Source organism: Azospirillum argentinense (assembly GCF_000632475.1).
Taxonomy (GTDB): Bacteria; Pseudomonadota; Alphaproteobacteria; order Azospirillales; family Azospirillaceae; genus Azospirillum; species Azospirillum baldaniorum.
The window spans coordinates 2,153,925-2,174,522 of the sequence record NZ_CP007793.1 but is presented as its reverse complement, the minus strand read 5'-3'; the positions used below and the strand labels follow the sequence as shown (position 1 = coordinate 2,174,522).

The 20,598-nt window shown below is 67.3% G+C and carries 19 protein-coding genes; 5 read left to right on the top strand and 14 right to left on the bottom strand.

Annotated features, from left to right (window positions below; all coding sequences use genetic code 11):
- Window positions 1-18: 18 nt before the first annotated feature.
- Window positions 19-861 carry a hypothetical protein gene (locus ABAZ39_RS10335; RefSeq protein ID WP_038529150.1) on the bottom strand — a complete coding sequence of 281 codons (843 nt, stop codon included), beginning with the start codon at window positions 859-861 and terminating at the stop codon, window positions 19-21.
- A gap of 333 nt (window positions 862-1,194) precedes the next feature.
- Here ABAZ39_RS10335 and ABAZ39_RS10330 point away from each other — a divergent pair, with 333 nt between their 5' ends.
- Complete coding sequence (locus ABAZ39_RS10330; RefSeq protein WP_038529148.1) at window positions 1,195-2,400, top strand: hypothetical protein; 1,206 nt, start codon at window positions 1,195-1,197, stop codon at window positions 2,398-2,400.
- A 518-nt stretch (window positions 2,401-2,918) separates the two neighbouring features.
- On the opposite strand, the gene ABAZ39_RS10325 is transcribed toward ABAZ39_RS10330, so the two are convergent.
- Window positions 2,919-3,710 carry a hypothetical protein gene (locus ABAZ39_RS10325; RefSeq protein WP_144243496.1) on the bottom strand — a complete coding sequence of 264 codons (792 nt, stop codon included), beginning with the start codon at window positions 3,708-3,710 and terminating at the stop codon, window positions 2,919-2,921.
- A gap of 235 nt (window positions 3,711-3,945) precedes the next feature.
- Here ABAZ39_RS10325 and ABAZ39_RS35495 point away from each other — a divergent pair, with 235 nt between their 5' ends.
- Window positions 3,946-4,470 (top strand): calcium-binding protein, encoded by a 525-nt coding sequence (locus ABAZ39_RS35495; RefSeq protein ID WP_247881567.1) that lies wholly within the window; start codon window positions 3,946-3,948, stop codon window positions 4,468-4,470.
- 5 nt (window positions 4,471-4,475) lie between these two features.
- On the opposite strand, the gene ABAZ39_RS33990 is transcribed toward ABAZ39_RS35495, so the two are convergent.
- Both ABAZ39_RS33990 and pgi read right to left on the bottom strand, forming a co-directional pair.
- Window positions 4,476-5,281 (bottom strand): IS5 family transposase gene (locus ABAZ39_RS33990; RefSeq protein WP_088123925.1). Its coding sequence is split into 2 segments (ribosomal slippage): window positions 4,476-4,954 and window positions 4,954-5,281, totalling 807 coding nucleotides; the frame shifts between segments, so codons are not numbered across the junction.
- A gap of 293 nt (window positions 5,282-5,574) precedes the next feature.
- The gene (gene pgi, locus ABAZ39_RS10315; RefSeq protein ID WP_038529144.1) at window positions 5,575-7,218 is read right to left on the bottom strand and encodes a glucose-6-phosphate isomerase; all 1,644 of its coding nucleotides are present in this window, start codon (window positions 7,216-7,218) and stop codon (window positions 5,575-5,577) included.
- A 189-nt stretch (window positions 7,219-7,407) separates the two neighbouring features.
- On the opposite strand from pgi, the gene ABAZ39_RS36500 reads away from it, so the two are divergent.
- Window positions 7,408-7,575 (top strand): hypothetical protein, encoded by a 168-nt coding sequence (locus ABAZ39_RS36500; RefSeq protein WP_176025273.1) that lies wholly within the window; start codon window positions 7,408-7,410, stop codon window positions 7,573-7,575.
- A gap of 90 nt (window positions 7,576-7,665) precedes the next feature.
- On the opposite strand, the gene ABAZ39_RS10305 is transcribed toward ABAZ39_RS36500, so the two are convergent.
- From ABAZ39_RS10305 to ABAZ39_RS10270, 9 genes are all read right to left on the bottom strand, one after another.
- Entirely contained in the window at window positions 7,666-9,129 is a 1,464-nt protein-coding gene (locus tag ABAZ39_RS10305; protein ID WP_247881566.1) for a M16 family metallopeptidase, read from the bottom strand.
- Between the two features lies 1 nt (window position 9,130).
- Window positions 9,131-10,549 (bottom strand): M16 family metallopeptidase, encoded by a 1,419-nt coding sequence (locus ABAZ39_RS10300; protein WP_051657931.1) that lies wholly within the window; start codon window positions 10,547-10,549, stop codon window positions 9,131-9,133.
- A 139-nt stretch (window positions 10,550-10,688) separates the two neighbouring features.
- A complete protein-coding gene (locus ABAZ39_RS10295) occupies window positions 10,689-11,291 on the bottom strand; it encodes a DUF3035 domain-containing protein (RefSeq protein ID WP_051657930.1) in 603 nt (200 codons plus the stop codon).
- Window positions 11,292-11,375: 84 nt separating this feature from the next.
- Window positions 11,376-11,879, bottom strand: a complete 504-nt coding sequence (gene lspA, locus ABAZ39_RS10290; RefSeq protein WP_014239673.1) for a signal peptidase II — start codon at window positions 11,877-11,879, stop codon at window positions 11,376-11,378.
- A 150-nt stretch (window positions 11,880-12,029) separates the two neighbouring features.
- Window positions 12,030-14,885: an isoleucine--tRNA ligase gene (gene ileS, locus ABAZ39_RS10285; RefSeq protein WP_038529140.1), complete on the bottom strand. Its 2,856-nt coding sequence runs from the start codon at window positions 14,883-14,885 to the stop codon at window positions 12,030-12,032.
- Between the two features lie 207 nt (window positions 14,886-15,092).
- Entirely contained in the window at window positions 15,093-15,800 is a 708-nt protein-coding gene (locus tag ABAZ39_RS10280) for an orotate phosphoribosyltransferase (RefSeq protein ID WP_051657929.1), read from the bottom strand.
- Window positions 15,801-15,888: 88 nt separating this feature from the next.
- On the bottom strand, window positions 15,889-16,065 hold the full coding sequence (locus ABAZ39_RS36495) for a hypothetical protein (RefSeq protein WP_198129204.1): 177 nt from the start codon (window positions 16,063-16,065) through the stop codon (window positions 15,889-15,891).
- Window positions 16,066-16,071: 6 nt separating this feature from the next.
- Window positions 16,072-17,028: a bifunctional riboflavin kinase/FAD synthetase gene (locus ABAZ39_RS10275; protein WP_038529138.1), complete on the bottom strand. Its 957-nt coding sequence runs from the start codon at window positions 17,026-17,028 to the stop codon at window positions 16,072-16,074.
- A 182-nt stretch (window positions 17,029-17,210) separates the two neighbouring features.
- The gene (locus ABAZ39_RS10270) at window positions 17,211-17,660 is read right to left on the bottom strand and encodes a MaoC family dehydratase (RefSeq protein WP_014239679.1); all 450 of its coding nucleotides are present in this window, start codon (window positions 17,658-17,660) and stop codon (window positions 17,211-17,213) included.
- 353 nt (window positions 17,661-18,013) lie between these two features.
- On the opposite strand from ABAZ39_RS10270, the gene ABAZ39_RS10265 reads away from it, so the two are divergent.
- Window positions 18,014-18,835, top strand: coding sequence for an SDR family NAD(P)-dependent oxidoreductase (locus ABAZ39_RS10265; protein ID WP_051657928.1), 822 nt, complete (start codon window positions 18,014-18,016; stop codon window positions 18,833-18,835).
- On the opposite strand, the gene ABAZ39_RS10260 is transcribed toward ABAZ39_RS10265, so the two are convergent.
- Entirely contained in the window at window positions 18,832-19,464 is a 633-nt protein-coding gene (locus ABAZ39_RS10260; RefSeq protein WP_038529136.1) for a septal ring lytic transglycosylase RlpA family protein, read from the bottom strand. The genes ABAZ39_RS10265 and ABAZ39_RS10260 overlap by 4 nt on opposite strands.
- Before the next feature lie 132 nt (window positions 19,465-19,596).
- Between ABAZ39_RS10260 and ABAZ39_RS10255 the strand changes: the two genes are divergently transcribed.
- Window positions 19,597-20,538: an alpha/beta fold hydrolase gene (locus ABAZ39_RS10255; RefSeq protein WP_038529134.1), complete on the top strand. Its 942-nt coding sequence runs from the start codon at window positions 19,597-19,599 to the stop codon at window positions 20,536-20,538.
- Window positions 20,539-20,598: the final 60 nt, after the last annotated feature.

Genomic DNA, 20,598 nt, shown 5'->3' with positions numbered 1-20,598 from the left:
GAACGGCTGCGGCGGTCCTCAGGCCCCGGCGAACAGCCCCTTCAACCCCTTCAGCAGGCCGGCGGCCATGTTGGTGGCGGTGTCGTCCATGCCGACCGAGCGGACGGAGGCGAGGACGTGGGCGTTCGGCCCCTCGCCACCGTCGGTGACCGCCCACAGGCTGGCGCCTTGGCCGGGCCGGGTGTCGGTGAGGCGTCCCAGCGTTCCTCCCTTGATGGCCCCGAGCAGCGGGCTGCCGCGGTCGCTCCCGTCCTTCAACGCGATCATGCGCAGCGGATCGTCCGTTGTCTTCGACCGGCTGGTGAGGCCGAGCCGGTCGAAGACGACCTGCAATTCCCTGCCGCTGTTGGGCATGCCGATGCCGATCACGCCGGCCTCGGCGTCGGCATCCTCCGCAAACGGGTCCTTCACTCCGGCGGCGCGCAGAGCGTCCGGGATCTCGGGTTTGCTGAGGCCGTTCTTCGCCGCCAGCTTGTCCAGCAGGCCATGCGCAGCGCCACCCAGGAAGATCGGCTGGTCCTCGGGCAGGTTGAGCGTCTGGCGCAGCATGCCCATCGCCTGCCTCATGTAGTCGGCCTGCTTGAGGTCGTAATCGCGACGCGCGAGCATGGCGTCCACGCCCGCCGCCACCGGGTCCTTCACCGACGTCTCGTCGGCCTTTGGGGTCGTGAAGGAGATGACCCCGGCCTTCATGGCCCGGACCGCGTCGGGGGACAGGCTGACCGTGTCCACCGTGCCGTTGCGGCCGATCGTGGGAGCGAGGGGTCCCGAAGCGGAGGCATCGGGTCCCTTGGCCGGGACCGGCTTGGCGCCGGCGCCGAAAGCGGCGGGTGTGCTGCTGGTGACGTCGGTGATGGACATACGCGCTTTCCCCGCTTTTCGATGGCGCGGCCTTCGGGATGCATCCCGAGGTGGTGAGTGATGATGCCCCGCACGGAACTGGTTGTCCATGCGGCGGAAGTGTCCGGTTGGATGGTGGCTGTGCGGACCGGGTCGTCTCGTCAGGCCCTAAGGCGGCGTGACGATCAAAGCGGCGCTGCCGTGAAAAAAACAAAATATAATCCTGCTTGTTTTTCTTTGGTGTGTGAGAAAGACCGTAGGAAATACAAATGAATGCGTATTGCTGATTTATTTGAAAAGAACTTGTTGGCGGAGGAAAGTGCTTGTCCATTTTCTTATGATTTGGAGAGAGCGATGCCTGACACTCCCATCACCTACGCCTCGGCGGTCGATGTCCCAGTGGTGCGCCAGCCTTTCAATCTGCAGGGCCAGACCAACTCCCTCAACGTCACCATCGGCACGCCGAGCGGCCTGCTGCACGAGGTGCAGGTCGACACCGGTTCGACCGGCATCGTCATCCCCGCAACGTTGCTGATGGTTGACGGCGACACGTCGAAGGGACTGGCCGCCGGCGTTGTGTCGCTCGGGCCGGCACAGATCACCTATCGCCCGTCGGGGAACACGCTGGCCGGTTGCCTCTATCTCGTGCCCAGCTTGGCGCTTGGCGCGTCGCTGGACGAGTCGAAGCAGGTCGTTTCCGTCTGCGAGGCCGGGCCGCTGGTGGTCTTCGGCGCGCAATATGCCGGCAACACCGGCACGCCCGGCGTCCAGAACCCGGTCGATCCGGGCATGGGCATGATGGGTGTCGGCTTTGGCCGCCCGGCGCTGAGCTACACCGCGAACGCCGGTCAATCCGATCAGGTGGTCTACACGCTGAGCAACCCGTTCCTCTCGGCGTCGGTGGACGGCCAGCCGCTCTACCCGTCCTATCTGCTGTCCTCGGCGGGGAGCGGGACGGGTGGTTACATCGCGCTGGGTGTCACGACCGCCGAGTTCACGGCCGCCCCCTTCAACGGCCAGACCGTCGCGCTGACCTCGGCCAAGCCGCCGGTCACGCCGAACGTCACCAACGGCTGCAACTGCGCCCCGCCGTCGGGAATCTCCTGGCCGGCGGCGCCGGCCCAGCCCTATTGGCTGACCGGTCCGGCGACCATCACCATCAGCACGATCAACGACGCGCAGCCGCTGAGCGCCACGCTGCTGCTCGACAGCGGGGTCACCGGGGCGATGATGAGCGTTCCGCAGGTGAAGAACTGGGCGGCCAATCTCGGCGGGGCGGAGATCACCATCGCGGTGCCGAACGGGTCCAGCCCCGATGCGGAGCCGGTGATGACCTACAGCTTCGCCATGTCGAGCGCGGCCCCGGTCAAGGGCATCTTCGCCATCGATGCCGCGCTGTCCACCGCGGCGGCCCCGGCGTCGCTGGAACCGGTCCTGCCGAACGCCGACATCGCCTTCGTCAACACGGGCATCAACCTGCTGCTGGCCTACAACTATTTCTTCGACGCGCAGCTGGGCCAGCTCGGCTTCGCCACCACAGCAGCGGTCACGCTGCCGTAAGCGGCGGCCGTTCCTGCGTGGGGACCGCCCCGCTGTCCCGTACCGCCACGGCGAGGCGGGAAGGGAGGGGCGGTTCCAGGCACGGGGCGGTCACGCCGGGCCGGTCTTGTCGGCGGGGTGGCCGTCCTCCTGCGTTTCCGGTTCGCTGGGAGTGGCGGGGCAGCTGGCGCTGGACGGGCCGGTGACGACGTCGAAATCGAAATCGGACATGATGGGACCTCCGGTTTGTCAGGGAGGCCGCCGTGACCATCAAGAGGATTTTGCGTGCACCGCGTGCTGAAAACACAAAAGCCGCCTCGGGTCGGGCGGCTTTGGGTGCATCGTGGGTGTGCGATACCTAGGCCGCCGGTGTGTACCAGCGGTACCAAAATCGCCCCAGAAGGGCGGGAGAGGTGAGGCGCACGGGGTTCATGGCCTGCACCCTACGCCGGATCGATGTGCTGCACAAGGATTTACTGCGGCCGGCGCCTCGGTCACCGGCGGAACGACGTCCTGGCGGGGCACCCCGCTGCGCTGACTCAGCCGCCGTTGCGCCCCATGGCATTGGCCATGCGCGAGGCTTCTTCCTTCACGATACCAGCCACATCGTTCTCTGCTATGCCACGGGCGGCGTCCGACAGGGCTGACAAGGACACGCCGGCCTCTTTCAACTTGTTGCTTGCCGCCTCCTCCGCTCCACTCTGCTGGAAGCGCTGGTCGCCGAGATTCATGGTGTAGGGTGACACGATCCGGGTCGAGCGGGGCGGACCGTTCACCCGCCCACTGCCTCTGGGGTCAGCGCCGGGCTCCATTCCGGAAAGAGCGCGCAGGACTGCGCTGTAATCGTCCGAACCGCCCTGGCCATTCTTTTCCAGTTCCCCTAATCGTGAAACCAACTCCTTGCGCCGGGCAAGCGTGTTGTCCGTCGCTTTCAGCATTTCATCCGCAGTGACGCTGTCGGCGCGGGCGAAGAGGTTGGAGTTCTGGGTTTCGAACATCATGCTGCCGGTCGCGAAGCTGGAGCGGCGCGCTTGCTTCAGGCTGCCCATCAACGCGTTGTTCACATCGTCACCGGTGACCTTGCCGCTGTCCACGAGGTCGCCGAGCAGGGCACGCTCGTTCTGCTTCAGCTTGTTGAAAAGGTCCAGCGACGGCCCCTTCAGACTCGCCGCCAAGGTGCTCAGGGACAACGTGTCCTTTGTGCTCTCGGCGGTCGAGGTGGCTGCGCCGCCAATCTGATTGTTGTCGGCGGTGCGTAGCTGGGTGGTGCCTTTTGAGGAGGAGGCTGATGATGTCGAATATGCGCCAGTCAAGGCCGATTGAACATCCATAGCTGCGTCCTCCTGAGTTCCTGATTCCTTTCTCCTTCTATAGCCCATTCTTTCATTTGAAGCAATGGTCACGGCATAAAAGTAAGATTTCGATTCCTTAGGCATCTAAGCAATATCATGGTATGTTTTGATTTCGTATATCTATAAAAAATGTATTTGCTTTATACGGAATCGTGATAATTGTTTTTGTGTGCATTTATTGTGGGTGCACAAATATAATGTGTGGAGGATGATTGTGACTTACTATAGCTATGCCCTGACCAATGGAAATGATTTGGCGCCGAGCGGGTCTTACCCAGGATCCATCACGGATCAATTCTCGATTTACGGCCTGGGCGGCAACGATACAATCGTCGGCGGCTACTATGCTGATTATCTGGATGGCGGCGACGGCAACGATAACCTGTTCGGACATGGCGGATCCGATACGCTTCTGGGCGGTAATGGCGACGATACTCTGAACGGCGACACCGAGGCGGACCTGTTACACGGTGGTAGCGGATATGATGTGATCTACGGAGGGACGACTTCGGCATCGGGAAACGATACGCTGATCGGGGGAGGCTCTTACTCGTGGGACGAGCTTTACGGGGGTGCCGGTGACGACACCTACTTCCACGATCCGTTGCTAGGCGGAAATACCTACATCTTTGACACTGCCGACAGCAATCCCGGCTCAGCGGATAGGCTTGTTTTCCTCAATGCGACGTTGAGCGATCTTCAAGCGACCTGGGTCAACAACAACGACCTATGGATTTAGAGCGCCTAACAGAACCATCTCTGGACGAAGCGCCAGCAGATGAGGCTGGCCGCGATATGGTGAAAGGCAGTGAAGATGTCGGCGCGCCGTTCGTAGCGGACGGCGATGCGGCGGAAGCGGGCAAACCAAGCGAGCGTACGCTCGACCACCCATCGATATCGGCCGAGACGCTCGCTGCTTTCGACGCCACGCCGGGCAATCCGCGGAATGATCGCTCGTTGGCGCAGCGCCCGCCGGCAGTGAGCGAAGTCGTAGCCCTTGTCGGCATGCAGCTTGGCCGGTCGCCGCCGGGGCCGGCCCGCACACTGGCGGATCGCCGGCACGGCATCGACCAGCGCCTCCAGCAGCTTGCTGTCGTGCCGGTTGGCTGGCGAGATCCTCAGGGCGAGCGGGATGCCGTTAGCATCGACGAGGATGTGGCGCTTGGAGCCCGGCTTGCCGCGATCCGTCGGGTTCGGGCCGGTCTCCTCACCCCCCTTTTTGCCGGGACGCTGGCGCTGTCCACCGCCGCACGATCCCAGTTGATGGCGTTGGCATAGCCGAGACGGTCGAGCAGCACACGATGCAGCCGTTCCCACACGCCAGCCCGATGCCACTCGTGCAGACGCCGCCAGCAGGTCATACCCGAGCCGCAGCCCATCTCCACCGGCAGAAGCTCCCAAGGAATACCCGTGCGCAGCACGAACAGGATGCCGGTCAGCGCAGCACGATCGCACAGCCGGGGCCGTCCGCCTTTCGGCTTGGGCGGCTCCGGCGGGATCAGAGGTTCGATGATCGCCCACAAGGCGTCGCAAACAAGAGGGGCTGCCATGCCCCTACCAACCGTTCCCAGCCGGTTTTGTTACGCACTCTTACTTGAAATCAGATATCAATGATAACGGCCAAGTCGACAACGGCGTTTTGATCGAGAATTTCCGTACGAATTCCAACACTGTGGGAATTTCGACGATCGAGCAGCTTCAGGTTGGTAGTACGGTTTACAATTTCCCCGCGCTTCTGGGCGTTGTCTGATGATGCTGATCGCGCCATAGCGAATCAAGGAGAGGCGGGAAAGCGGCTGTCTGCCACTCTTCCGCCTCTCCTTCGTTCGCCGTAAAGGTCCGCTCAGCGGTGCTTGCGGTACCAGCCGATCAGCCCGTTGGTCGAGCTGTCGTGCCCCAGTGCGGCGGTCGGACCGTTCTGGAGTTCGGGCAGGATCTTGCCGGCCAACTGCTTGCCCAGTTCGACGCCCCACTGGTCGAAGCTGTTGATGGCCCACACGATGCCCTGGACGAACACCTTGTGCTCATACAGCGCGATCAGGGCGCCCAGAGTGTGCGGGTCCAGCTTCTTGAACAGAATGCTGTTGGACGGCTTGTTGCCCTCGAACACGCGGTGGGGGACCAGCGGCTCGACGGTCTCGGCCGGCTTGCCGGACTTGGCCATCTCGGCGCGCACCTCGTCGGCGGTCTTGCCGCGCATCAGGGCCTCCGGCTGGGCGAAGAAGTTCGACAGCAGGATGCGGTGATGGTCGCCGATGGGGTTGTGGGTTTCGGCCGGGGCCAGGAAGTCGGCGGGCACCAGCTCCGTCCCCTGGTGGATGAGCTGGTAGAAGGCGTGCTGGCCGTTGGTGCCCGGCTCACCGAAGACCACCGGGCCGGTGGCGTAATCCACCCGCGCGCCCTGGCGGTCCACCGTCTTGCCGTTGCTCTCCATGTCCAACTGCTGGAGATAGGCGGGGAAGCGGTGCAGATACTGGTCGTAGGGCAGCACGGCGTGCGACTTGGCGCCCCAGAAATTGACGTACCAGACGCCGAGCATCGCCATCAGCACCGGCATGTTGCGGTCCAGCGGCGCGGTGCGGAAATGCTCGTCCATCTCGTGGGCGCCGGCCAGCAACTCGTAGAAGCGGTCCATGCCGATGCCGAGCGCGATGGACAGCCCGATCGCCGACCACAGCGAATAGCGCCCGCCGACCCAGTCCCAGAAGCCGAACATGTTGGCCGGGTCGATGCCGAACTTGCGCACCTCCGCCTCGTTGGTGGAGACGGCGACGAAATGTTTGGCGACATGGGCGGGGTCGCCGGCGCTCTCCAGAAACCAGCGCCGTGCGGTGTGGGCGTTGGTCAGCGTCTCCTGGGTGGTGAAGGTCTTGGACGCGATGACGAACAGCGTCGTCTCCGGGTCCAGCCATTCCAGCGTCTCGCTGATGTGGGTGCCATCCACGTTGGAGACGAAATGCACGCCGATCTGCGGGTGCAGGTAGGGGGTCAGCGCCTCCGTCACCATCACCGGGCCGAGGTCGGACCCGCCGATGCCGATGTTGACGATGTCGGTGATCGGGTGGCCGGTGTAGCCGGTCCAGGCGCCGTCACGGACCTGCCGGACGAAGCGCTCCATGCGGTGCAGGACGGCGTTCACCTCCGGCATGACGTCCTGGCCGTCCACCATGACCGGGCGGTTGGAGCGGTTGCGCAGCGCGGTGTGCAGGACGGCGCGGTCCTCGGTGATGTTGATCCGCTCCCCGGCGAACATGCGGTCGCGCCAGCCTTCCACGTCCTGCTGGCGGGCGAGGTCGAGGAGAAGGGTCCGAGTCTCCTCGGTGATGCGATTCTTCGAATAATCGAACAGCAGGCCGCAGGCTTCCAGGGAGAAGCGGTTGAAGCGGTCGGCGTCGGCGGCGAACAGGTCGCGCATATGGAGGGTCGAAACGTCCTGGCGGTGACGGGCCAGGGCTTCCCAGGCGGGCGAACGGGTGAGCGCTGACATTGGGATTTTGCCTCCTTCTCGCGTGCGCGGAGCCTAGCATCGATCGGTGTGCGCCGGGTACGCGCCAAAGCGGCGCATCCAACGTGCACAAAGGTCTAGGTGAAGCGGTCTAGGTGAAGCGGACTATGCGGGGCGGTGGATGAAACCGGCAACCGCCGCCCTGTGTTCTTTTCGGGACAGGAGGTGACCATGAGCGATCCGAACAAACCCGAACAGAATCCGCCGGTTCCGACAGATGAGGAACGCCGCGAGGACGAACGGCCCGATCAGGTGGGGATCATCCCCGGCAAGGTGCCGGGCCGCCCCATCGACCCCGGCGATCCGCGCTTTCCGGGGAGCCAGCCGGACTTGGCGTGAGGGGGGTGGTCGCGGCGGGCCCCCACCCAACCCTCCCCCTGCGAAGCGGGGGGAGGTTGGGAGGGGGGCTTCACCGCAACCACGCCCCGGTCAGCTCCCCCCGTCGATCGTCCGTGTCGCGGTCACGCCTTCCGGACGGCCGACCAGCACGGTCAGCAGCCGGTTGGGATCGAGCAGCCGCTTGGCGACGCGCTGCACGTCGGCCTGGGTGACGCCGTTGATGAAGGCGTCGCGGCGGTCGAGATAGTCGATGCCCAACTCGTCGCGCTTGACCTGGAGCAGGATGCCTGCGATCGCCTGGGTGCTGCTGAGCTGGAGCGGGAAGCTGCCGGTGAGGTAGGTCTTGGCGTCGGCCAGCTCCTCCTCCGTCACGCCCTGGTCGGCCATGCGCTTCCATTCCTGGCGCATGATGTCCAGCGCCTGACCGGCCTTGGCGTTCACCGTGTTGCCGCCGGCCATCACCAGCGCGGAATGCTCCATCGGGATCAGGTAGCTGTAGACGCCGTAGCTGAGGCCGCGCTTCTCCCGCACCTCCTCCATCAGGCGGGAGCCGAAGCCGCCGCCGCCCAGGACGTAGTTCATCACGGTCGCCGCGTACCAGTCGGGGTCGGCGCGCTTGAGCCCGGTCTGGCCCATCAGCATGACGGTCTGCGCGGTCGGCCGGGTGGCGACCAGCGTTTCGCCCAGCCCCTTCGGCTCGACGTCGGGGATGGCGGCGTTCGCGGAGGTTGCGGGCAGGCCGCCGAACACATGGTCGAGCGCGCGGCCCAGATCCTCCGGGCTGATGTCGCCCGCCGCGGCGACGACCAGCCGGTCGCGCCCGAAGCCGTTCTTCACGAAGCCGCGCAGATCGTCCGGGGTGATCGTCGGCAGCGACTCCAGCGTGCCGCGGATCTCGTCGCCGTAGGGGTGGCCGGGATAGGCGGTGGAATAGAACAGCCGCCGTCCGACGTAGTTGGGGTCGGCCTGATCGCGGCGCAGGCTGGACAGAACGGCGGCGCGCATGCGCTCCACCGCCTCCGCGTCGAAGCGTGGCTCGGCCAGCGACAGGCGGGTCAGCTCGAACGCCTCGTCGCGGCGGTCGCTCAGCGTGCGCAGGCTGCCGCCGAAGCCGTCGCGCCCGGCGTCGTAGCCCAGCGCGATGGCGTTGTCCTGAAGCCGCGCGGCGAAGGCCTGGCTGTCATAGGGACCGGCGCCCTCGTCCAGCGTGCGGGCGGCGAGGTTGGCGAGGCCCTCCTTGCCCTTGGGGTCGGATGCCCCGGCCCCCTCGAAGGCCCATTCCAGGGCGATGATGGGGACCTTGTGGTCCTCGACCAGCCACGCCTCGATCCCGCCGGGGCTGACCACCCGCTTGATCTCGATGGCGGCGGCGGGGGTGACGACAGCGAAGGCGGTCAGGAGCAGGGTGAGGATGGTGACGATGGCCCCCTCCCTAACCCTCCTCCCCCTCTTCGAGGTGGAGGGGACCGGTTCGGCGCTCAGGCCCTCCACCGCGGAGCGGGGGAGGGAGGGACCCGCAGAGCGGGAGGGAGGGGGCACGATGCGTGCGATCATCTCAGCTTCCCTTGTCCTGGAGCGGCAGCAGAAGGCCGGTGACGTGGTTGGTCTGGCCCAGAACGGCGCGGGCCGCGGCGTTGACCTGATCGGCGGTCACCGCGTCGATGCGCACCGGCCAGTTCTCCACGTCGTCGATGCTCTGGCCGGTGGCGATGGCGGCGCCCAGCGTCTGGGCCGGGCCGGTCAGGCTGTCGCGGGCGTAAGCGGCCTCGGCCAGCATGCGCTTCTTGGCGGTGGCCACCTCCTCCTCGGTCACGCCCTTCTCGACGAGCGTCCGGATGTCGGCCTCCAGCGCCGCTTCCAGCTTCTCCATGGTCACGCCGGGGGCCGGCGAGGCACCCGCCGCCAGCGAGGTCATGTCCCAGGACGACGGGCTGTAGCCCAGCCAGGCCGAGGTGGCGATGCGCTGCTCGACGACGAGGCTGCGGTAGAGGCGGGAGGTCGGGCCGCCGCTCATGATCTCCGACAGAACCTGGAGCGGGTAGGCGTAGCCCTCCTTGTCGGTGCGGTAGGAGGGGGCGAGCCAGTTGCGGCGGATCGAGGGCTGGCGCACCTCGTCGTCGCGCAGGATGACCCGGCGGGCGGCGCTGATCGGCGGCTCCTGCACGCGGACGCGCTCCGGCACCGGGCGGGCGGCGATGCTGCCGTAATATTTCTCGGCGAGCGGCTTCAACTCCTCCGCCGTCACGTCGCCGGACACCACCAGCACGGCGTTGTTGGGCGCGTACCAGCTCTTGTAGAAGGACTCCGCCTCCTCCCGCGTCAGGGTGGCCATCTCCTGCGGCCAGCCGATGATCGGCGTGCCGTAGGGGTGGTGGACGTAGAGGGTGGCGTTGATCTGCTCGCCGATGCGGTCGGCGGGTTCGTTCTCGATGCGCTGGCGGCGCTCCTCGATGATGACGTTCCGCTCCGGATAGACGACCTGATCGGTGAGCCGAAGGTTCGACATGCGGTCGGCCTCCATCTTCATCACCAGTTCCAGCCGGTCGCGCGCCACGTTCTGGAAATAGGCCGTGTAGTCCCAGGAAGTGAAGGCGTTGTCGCGCCCGCCGTTCTTGGCGACGATGCGGGAAAAGGCGCCGGGCGGAACCTCCTCCGTCCCCTTGAACATCAGATGTTCCAGGAAATGGGCGATTCCCGACACGCCGCGCGGCTCGTCCGCCGCGCCCACCTTGTACCAGACCATGTGGGTGACCACCGGCACGCGCTGGTTGGTCACCAGCACGACCTGCATGCCGTTGGACAGGGTGAAGGTCTCGGGAAAGAAGACGCCCTTCTCGGCGGCAAAGGCCGGCGTGATGACGGGGATGGCGCTGGACAGGGCGCCAGTCAGGGCGAACGCCAGGACGCCCGCGGTGGCGAGCCGGCGCCAGGGCCGTTTCCAGGGTGGGGGAGCGGTGGGGCCGTTGGGGAGCATGGGCCTCTCGTTGGGAACGAAGGGGACGGGAATGCAAAAGGGGCGTCCCCGTCTGGGAACGCCCCCTAGATACTGGTGCGGCGAAGCGCCCGGAACAATGCCCCGAGTTGGAGCCCTGAATTCGGACCCTGGAAGCGGCTTAGAACAGCCCTTCCAGCGGCGCCTTGCGCTTGCGTTCGATGGTCGGGACGGTGCCGTCGTTCAGCGCCTTGCCGGTGGCCTGGGCCTCGCGCAGACGCTGGTTCTCCTTCTTCGGGTCGACGACCTCGTAGGGCTGCTCCTGCGTCTGCCAGAACAGCAGGGAGTCGATCCAGCTCTTGTCGGCGACGACGAGCTGGGTCGTCTCCTGATCGACCTTGTTGCGGATGCCCGGCTCGATGCCGCCCTTGGCGCCGGCCTGGGCGATCAGGGCCGACTCGCCCGCCGTGTGTCCGGCGGCAGTGGCAGCGGTGCGCGAGGAGCCGCCGAAGACGGAGGCGGCGGCCACCGCGGCCGACGTGGCGTCCTGCGGCCGCGCCGCGCCGGGGCGCGGCTCCGGCAGGCGGGCGAGGCTCGGCGGCATGGTCAGCGGCGCGCGGGACACGACCGTGAACTCGTCGGGGCTCTGGCGGTCGAGGCCGATGGAGCGGCGGACGTCGGAGCATCCGGTGAGCGCCAGCGCAACGAGCGCCAAGCCCAGCAGCGGGCCCCGCCCCAGGGAACGGGTGGAGCGCCGTGCGATGGAGGAGGCGAAGGAAAGCATGGTCACGTTCGAGTCCCGTCGTCTAGTCGTCAGGCCGCTTGTCGTCGGGCCGCGTCCCTTATAGCGGCTCCGTCGCGTGAACTATTACGACTTTTCGCGGCCGGCGAACAGCCCATCCAGCACGAGAAGCGCCACGCCGACGCTGATTCCGCTGTCCGCCACGTTGAAGGCCCAGAAATGCCACCCCCCGATGTGGAAATCGAGGAAATCGGCGACGGCCCCGTAGAGGAAGCGGTCGATCACGTTTCCGATGGCTCCGCCGATGACCATCCCCAGCGCCAGCGCGAGGTAACGCCGGTCGGCCTGCCGTAGCCACAGCAGCAGCGCCACCACGATGGCGAAGGCCACCGCGGCCAGGACGTAGGGCATCCAGGCGTGGGAGCTGCCGAAGGTGCCGAAGCTGACCCCGGTGTTCCAGGCCAGCACGAGATTGAAGAAGGGCGTGACCTCGATGACCCGTGGGTAGGGCTGCATGACCACGTCGAGGATCCACCATTTGGTGAGCTGGTCGAGGACCACCACCAGCGCGGCGACGGACAGGCCGAAGACCGTGTAGCCGCGGCTGCCGGACGTGGAGAGGCTGCTCATGGAGTGCTCCTGCTCCCTCTCCCCTCTGGGGAGAGGGTCGGGGTGAGGGGGTTGCGCGTTTGCCGGACGCGTCGAGGAGGCGGAACCCCCTCACCCTAACCCTCTCCCCAGAGGGGAGAGGGGATAAGGTACAGGCTCCGGCAACGCGTATTAGAACGCCGGTTCCGCGTCCACGGCTTCGGCGCAACGGAGGCACAGCGTCGGGTGTGCGGCGTTCGTGCCGACCTCCGGAAGGATCTTCCAGCAGCGCTCGCACTTGCCCCCTTCGGCGAGGCCGGACACCACCGCGATGCCGGCCACGTCGGGCAGGACGAACGCCCCCTCGGGCGCCGTGCCCTCCGCCACGGTGATCTGCGAGGTGATGCAGATCTCGGCGAAGTCCACGCCGTCGAGCAGCGCCTTGGTCGCCGCGTCCACGAAGACGGTCGGGTTGGCCTGCAGGGACGAGCCGATCCTCTTGTTGGCCCGCTCCAGTTCCAGCGCGCCGGTGACGGTGCGGCGGACGGTGCGGATGGACTCCCACTTGGCGGCAAGATCGTCGTTGCGCCACTCCGCCGGGATGGCCGGGAAGACGCGCAGATGCACGCTCTCCTCGTTCCAGCCCTCGACGCCGGTCAGGCCCTCGGGACGGGCGAGCCACGCCTCCTCCGCGGTGAAGCAGAGGATCGGGGCCAGCCACGCGGTCAGGGTGGAGAGCAGGTGCTCCATCACCGTGCGGACCGAACGGCGGCGGACCGAGCCCGGCGCGTCGCAGTAGAGGCTGTCCTTGCGGACGTCGAAGTAGAAGGCCGACAGCTCCACGGCGCAGAAATTGTGGATCGCCACCGACAGGTCGTGGAAGTCGTAGGCCTCGATCTTGGCGCGGACCAGCGCGTCCAGCTCCGACAGGCGGTGCAGGACCCAGCGCTCCAGCTCCGGCATCTCGGCGACGGCGATGCGCTCCGCCGGGGTGTAGTCGGCCAGCGCGCCGAGGATGTAGCGCAGCGTGTTGCGCAGGCGGCGGTAATGGTCGGCCTGGTACTTGATGATCTCCGGACCGATGCGCTGGTCCTCGGTGTAGTCGGTGCTGACCACCCAGAGGCGCAGGATGTCGGCGCCGTACTTGTCGCAGACCTCCTGCGGGGCGACCACGTTGCCCAGCGACTTGGACATCTTGCGGCCCTGCTCGTCGAGCGTGAAGCCGTGCGTCAGCACCGCGTCGTAGGGCGCCCGGCCGCGCGTGCCGCAGCTTTCCAGCAGGGAGGAGTGGAACCAGCCGCGGTGCTGGTCGGAACCTTCAAGGTACAACGAGGCCGGCCACTTCAGCTCCGGCCGCTGCTCCAGCACGAAGGCGTGGGTCGAGCCGGACTCGAACCACACGTCGACGATGTCCTTGACCTGCTCGTAGTCGTCCGCGCGGTAGGCGTTGCCGAGGAAGTCCTGCGCCGGGCGGGCGAACCACGCGTCGGAGCCTTCCTTCTCGAAGATGTCGGCGATGCGGTTGAACACCTCGGCGTCGCGCAGGATCGCGCCGTTGTCCTTGCGGACGAACAGGGCGATCGGCACGCCCCAGGCGCGCTGGCGGCTGATGCACCAGTCCGGGCGCTGCTCGATCATCGCGCGGATGCGGTTCTCGCCCTGGGCCGGGAACCACGTCGTGTCGGAGATCGCCTGCAGCGCCGTCTTGCGCAGGTCGTTCGTCTCCATGGAGATGAACCACTGCGGCGTGGTGCGGAAGATCAGCGGCGCCTTCGAGCGCCAGCTGTGCGGGTAGCTGTGCTTGATCCGGCCCTTGGCGAGCAGCGCCCCGACCTCCTGAAAGGCCTTCAGCACGGCGCCGTTGGCCTCGCCCGGCTTGCCTTCGGCGGTGTAGACGCGCAGGCCGGCGAACAGCGGGACGTGGTCGTAGTAGCGCCCGTCCTCGCCGACCGTCTGCGGCACCTCGATGCCGTTGGCCTGACCCAAGTGGAAGTCGTCCTCGCCGTGACCCGGTGCGATGTGGACGAAGCCGGTGCCGGCGTCGGTCGTCACGAAGTCGCCGGCCAGCAGCGGCACCTTGAAGTCGTAGCCGCTGCGGGTCAGCGGGTGGTGGCAGTAGCCGCCGGCCAGACGCGAGCCGGGGAAGCGGTGCAGCAGCCGCGCGTCGGCGATCTTGGTTTCCTTGAAGACGCTCTCGGCCAGCGCGGTGGCGACGACGAGCCGCTCGCCGACCTCGGCGAGGCTGCCCTCCTCGACCGCCAGCACCTTGTAGGTCGCGTATTCGATCTCGTCGCCGAAGGCGATGGCGCGGTTGCCCGGCAGGGTCCAGGGGGTGGTCGTCCAGATGACGATGTTGGCGTCGTCGACCTCTGGCGCCGGCGAGCCCCAGATGGCGAAGCGCGCGAAGACGGTGGTCGAGGTGTGGTCGTGGTATTCAATCTCCGCCTCGGCCAGCGCGGTCTTCTCCACCACCGACCACATGACCGGCTTGGCGCCCTTGTAGAGGCCGCCGTTCATGGCGAACTTGTGGATCTCGCGGACGATCTGCGCCTCGGCGGGCAGCGTCATGGTCAGGTACGGGTCAGCCCAGTTGCCCTCGACGCCCAGGCGGCGGAACTCGCCGGCCTGCACGTCCACCCATTTCTGGGCGAACTGGCGGCACTCGGCGCGGAACTGGTTGAGCGGAACCTCGTCCTTGTCCTTGCCCTCGGCGCGGTACTTCTCCTCGATCTTCCACTCGATGGGCAGGCCGTGGCAGTCCCAGCCGGGGACGTAGTTGGAGTCGAAGCCCTGCATCTGGCGCGAGCGGACGATGACGTCCTTCAGCACCTTGTTGACGGCGTGGCCGATGTGGATGTTGCCGTTGGCGTAGGGCGGGCCGTCGTGCAGGACGAACTTCTCACGGCCCTTCGCCGTCTCGCGCAGCCGCTGGAAGAGGCCCATGTCCTCCCAGCGCTTCAGCAGCTCCGGCTCCTTGGTGGGCAGGCCGCCGCGCATGGGGAAGTCGGTGCGGGGCAGGAAGACGGTGGACTTGTAGTCGCGGGTCATGTCGGGGATATCCTGAACCTGAAGCAGAACCGTCGGGCGGCAGCGGTCAGGCCCCCGACGCACGCACAAACGAGGCGGTCCCGGCCCCCCTCAGGAGGCCGGGTTGGTAATTCGCGCCATACGCGCCATGACCCACGCCGGATGCAGCATCGCGCGGGATATTAGCGGTGTGGGCGGTGCGGTCAAGGCGCGGCGCCTCCGGGTGCGTCAGTCGAAGCTGGCCTTGCCGCCGTGGGCGGCGGACCAGGTGACCGGGTCGTTCAAGAACTTCTCGACCTCCGACAGGGTGTTCTCGTCGAAGTACCGGTTCTCGCGGGCGACCTTCAGCACGTCCCACCAGGTGCACAGCTCGTGCAGGCGGACGCCGATGCGGTCCATGTTGGTCTTCGACTGCGGGAAGATGCCGTAATGGAAGATCACGAAGCTGTCGGTCACGGTGGCGCCGCCGTTGCGCAGCGCCGTGACGAAGTTCTCCTTGCTCTTGCCGTCGGTGGCGAGATCCTCGACCAGGATGACCCGCTGCCCCTCGGTCAGCACGCCCTCGATCTGGGCGTTGCGCCCGAAGCCCTTCGGCTTCTTGCGGACATACTGCATGGGCAGTTCCAGCCGCTCGGCGATCCAGGCGGCGAAGGGGATGCCCGCCGTCTCGCCGCCGGCCACCGCGTCGATGCTCTCGTAGCCGATCTCGCGCTCGATGGTCTGGACGGCGAAGTCCATCAGAGCCTTGCGGGCGCGCGGGAAGGACACGATGCGCCGGCAGTCGGTGTAGACCGGGCTCGCCCAACCGGAGGTGAAGATGAAGGGCGTCTCGGCGTTGAAATGCAGCGCCTTGATTTCCAGCAGGATCTTCGCGGCGGTGGCGGCAATCGTGGCCCGATCACCATTGGCAGGGGCGGGCAAAGCGGCGGTGGTCATGGCCTAACGGCTCCCAGGGAGGCTCAAACTGCCCCGTGTGTAGCCCCCCGGCGTGCGAATCGCAATGGGGCGGGCTTGCCCTGCGCCGTCACTTTCCCGGCAGGGTCAGCGCAATGCAGCGGGTCAGCACCGGGTTGCCGGTCATCTCGCGGTAGGCCTGGACGATGGCGGGCTCGGCGGCCTTGCATTGCTCCATCGTCTGGAACTCGATGGTGGTCGGGCCGCCCTGGTTCAGGATGAACAGCAGCAGGATCACGCGGTCCATCGTTGCTCAGCCTTCCGACCGCGGTTCCCGGGCCAGTACGGCGCGGGCCGCCGCGGCGTCCTGGACGATCTGGTCCTTCAACTCGTTGAAGCTGGCGAACTTGCGTTCCGGCCGCAGGAACTCGATGAGTTGGACGCGCAGGTGCTGGCCGTAGAGGTCGCCGTCGAAGTCGAGGATGTGGGTCTCCAGCCGCTCCACCGTTCCGCCCACGGTCGGGCGGCGGCCCAGATTTGCGACGCCGTTGCGCCACACCGTGCCCGCCCCCTGGTCCACCCCGGTGCGCACGGCGTAGACGCCGAAGGCGGGGCGCAGATAATCGGCCAACTCCACGTTGGCGGTGGGGAAGCCGATGGTGCGGCCCTTGTGGTCGCCATGCTCCACGCGCCCCTCGATCTCCCAGGGGGAGCCGAGCAGCCGGGCCGCCTCGCGCGGGTTGCCGGCGACCAGCGCGTCGCGCACGCGGGTGGAGGAATAGACGCCGTCCGCGTCGTCGGCCACCGGGCCGACCTCGGTCACGCCGAAGCCGTGGGCCGCGCCGGCCTGCCGCAGCAGGGCGGGGTCGCCGCCGCGGCCGTGGCCGAACAGGAAGTCGTAGCCGCAGACGACGTGCCGCACGCCCAGCCCGGCCACCAGATCCTCCTGGATGAAGGCGTCGGCGGTCTTGTGCAGGAAGCTCTCGTCGAAATGGCAGACGAACAGCAGGTCGACCCCCAGCGCCTCGATGTGGCGGGCCTTGACGCGGAAGGGCGACAGGCGGAAGGGGGCGTCGTCGGGACGGAAGACGGAGCGGGGGTGCGGCTCGAAGGTCATCACCGCCGAGGGCGCGCCGAGATCGCGGGCGATCCGCTGGGCGGTGGCGATCACCGCCTGATGGCCGCGGTGCACCCCGTCGAAGTTGCCCAGGGCGACGACGGCCCCACGGGCGTCCTCCGGCAGGTCGGCGGTGTGTCGGAACAATCGCATGCGTCACGCCCTGATGGTCTGCGGGCCGCGCACGGCCCCCGGAAACGATGGCGGCCCGCCGGGGCGGGCCATGCCATGGGCGTCTTATATAGACCGGAGCCGGCGCGTGGTCTACGCACCGGCGACCGGCAAGTCATTTCACTTGTTAAAGGCTTGCCCGTATTGAAGGCTCGCCTGCGGGATCAGCCGCGCGACGGGACCATCAGCAGGGCTTCGCCCTCGATCACCACCGTCTCGCCGACGGTGCAGACCGTGCGGACGACGGCGCGGCGCTTCTCCGGGATGATCTCGGTAACGGTGGCGCGGGCGGTCACCGTGTCGCCGGCGCGGACCGGCGCCTTGAAGCGCACGGTCTGGCTCATGTAGATGGCGCCCGGACCCGGCAGCTTGGTGCCGAGAACGGCGGAGATGAAGCTGACGCTCAGCATGCCGTGGGCGATGCGGCCCTGGAACATGGTGCCGCTGGCGTATTCCTGGTTCAGATGGACCGGGTTGGTGTCGCCGGAGATGCCGGCGAACAGCACGATGTCCGCTTCGGTAACCGTCTTCGCGAAGGACGCCGTCATGCCGACGGTCAAATCCTCGATGCAGTGGCCCTCGTTGTCCTTCAGGACTTGGCGAACATCATCCATACCGCGGTTCCTTTTCATCAAGCACCGGCAGAGCGGTGCGACAACACGTATGGTGCAACGCGATATATGCACTGCAACCACGTGATGGCAACACGACTCGCCTGAAAAAGTGAAAAAACCGCTAACCTCTTTCGAAAGAGGAGGCAGTCGAGGCGTCCTGCCTATTTCCTCCGGTCCGGCGATTTCAGTTCCGTGACAGTAAAAATCCAGAGCGGCTCCAGTTAATATGTACACTGACAATTCGGCCTGCTGCACCGCGGAATGCGCGGCGACTCGGGGGCGGATGGCTTGACTTCGCGCCGCCGCGGCCAACCGTCACCTCTCATCCCCCGAACCGCGATGGAATCCGAGCCATGCCCCACCGCTTCGCGCTGGTCACCGGCGGCACCTCCGGCATCGGCGCCGGCTTCGCCCGCGCCTTGCCCGCCGACACCGGCCTCCTGCTGGCCGCCCGCAACGCCGAGGCCCTCAACACCGCAAAGACGGAGCTGGAGGCCGCCGGACGCCGGGTGGAGGTGCTGGCCACCGACCTGACCACCGACGCGGGGCGGAACGCCCTGATCCAGAAAGCGGAGACGCTGGAGATCGATCTGCTCATCAACAACGCCGGGTCCGGCGCCTTCGGGCCGGTGCTCCACAACAGCCCGGAGGCGGAGCGGACGACGGTGGAGCTGAACGTGGTGGCGACCACGGTGCTGACCCGCGCGCTGCTGCCCGGCATGATCGAGCGGGCGGCCCGCGACGGCCGGCGGGCCGGGCTGATCCTGCTGTCGAGCACGGCGGCCTTCCAGCCGATCCCGTTCCTCGGGACCTACTGCGCCAGCAAGAGCTTTGTTCTGGCCTACGGCGAGGCGCTGGCGACGGAGCTGAAGCGCATGCCGGTGGATGTGCTGGTGCTGTGCCCCGGCGCCACCCGCACCGCCTTCGGCAAGCGGGCGGGCTTCGCCCTGAATGCCCTGCCGGGGGCCGCCGATCCGCTGGACGTGGCGCGGGAGGGGTTGCAGGCGCTGGGGCGCCGCACGGTGCATGTGCACGGCTTCGGCACCCGCAACATGCTGCGCCCCTTCCTGTGGTCGCGCCACGCGGCGTCGGACGGGCTGGGCGCGCTGCTGGCCGCCTTCGACCGGGGGCAGCGCGCCGGCAGGTCCGCCCGTCCGCCGCGCGGAGGGGCTTAGCGGTCGGACCCCGACCCGCTCTGTTGATCGGCGCGGGACGAACCGGCCCCGGACGACCCGGACAGAGCCGCGCCGTTGCCCTTCTTCTGGGAGCCCGGCTGCTCCGCCACCTGGGTCTGGTCGGCCTTCTCGGCCTTGGCCTCGACCTTTTCCTTCACAGCCTCGGTCGGCTGTTCGGACGGCTTGGCCTCGACGCGCACGGGGGCCACGCCGTCCTCGATCATGTCGAGCTGCTTGGCGGCCTTCTTCGACAGGTCGATGACCCGCCCGTCCACATAGGGGCCGCGGTCGTTGACGATGACGTCGACGCTCTTGCCGTTGTCCTGGTTGGTCACGGTGACCTTGCTGCCCAGCGGCAGTTCGCGCGAGGCGGCGGTCGGCTTGTTCTGGTCGAAACGCTCGCCGCTGGCCGTCTTCTTGCCGTGGAACGAGCCGCCATAGAAAGACGCCTCGCCCTCATGAACGATCACCGGCTCGCCCTCGTCCGTGCGCTCCACGGCGATCGGCGGCACCGACGCGTCCTTGGGGCTTTGCGCTTTTGAGGAAGGCTGGGCCTGGGCGGCGGCCATGGGGGACAGGGTCAGGGACAGGGCGCAAAGCGCCATGGACAGTGTACGCACCATGTGCATTCGAATGTACCTCCCAATGGACCTCGACAACACCTGGGGGAGGACGGGGGTTCCACCGGATGGCCGCCGGACGCTGGACCCACGCCGTGCGTTGATGCTTCAATCGTCCCGTCAACGAGGGAGAGCGCAGGAATGGCCGTGAGCGTGGCGGATCTGGGTGTGGGGCCACGGTTCGGCTGGGTGACGATGGGGGATGGGACCCGGCTGCGCACCGCCCATTGGATGGCCACCAAAGCCCCGCCGCGCGGCACCGCGCTGCTGCTGACCGGTCGGGCGGAGTTCATCGAGAAGTACACCGAGACGGCGGGTGCGATGCTCGCCCGCGGCTTCGAGGTCTTCGCCTTCGACTGGCGCAACCAGGGACTGTCCGACCGCCCCCTGCCCAACCCCCAGATTCATCACCTGGACAGCTTCGACACGTTGGCCGGCGATCTCGACGAGGTGGTGGAGCAACTGGTGAGGCCGCGGCAGCACGGACCGCTGCTGCTGCTCGCCCACAGCATGGGCGGGCTGGTCGCCCTGATGGCCCTGCTGCGAAACCCGGCCCTGTGCGACGCCGCGGTGCTGACGGCGCCGATGTTCGACATCTTCACCGGCCCGGTGCCGCGCCGCATGGCGGTCTGGCTGGCCGAACGCCTGTGCGCCCGCGGGCGGGCCGCCGAATACGCCTTCGGCCAGCACGATTACGACCCGGTGGAGGGGCTGTTCACCCCGGTCAACCCGATCACCTCCGACCCCCGTCGCTACGCCACCTACCACGACGCCTTCCGCGACCGGCCCGAGCTGCGGGTGGGCGGGGTCAGCTTCGGCTGGGTGAGGGCGGCCCTGCGCGCCGCCGACCACATCCGCTTCACCGCCCCGCTGGAGCGGGTAACGACTCCCATCCTGCTGCTGAGTGCCCCCGCCGACGCCATCGTCCGGTCGGAATCGCACCGGCTGGCCGCCGCCCGGCTGGGCAACGCCGTGCTGAAGGAGCATCCCGACGCAAAGCACGAGCTGCTGATGGAGCGCGACGACATCCGCGACCGGGTGTGGGCCGACGTCGACGCCTTCCTGGCCGCCCTGCATCTATAAACTGGGCATCTCTAAACTGGGCATCTGTAGGCCGGGCTGTGCTAGGTCCTTGGCGCGGGC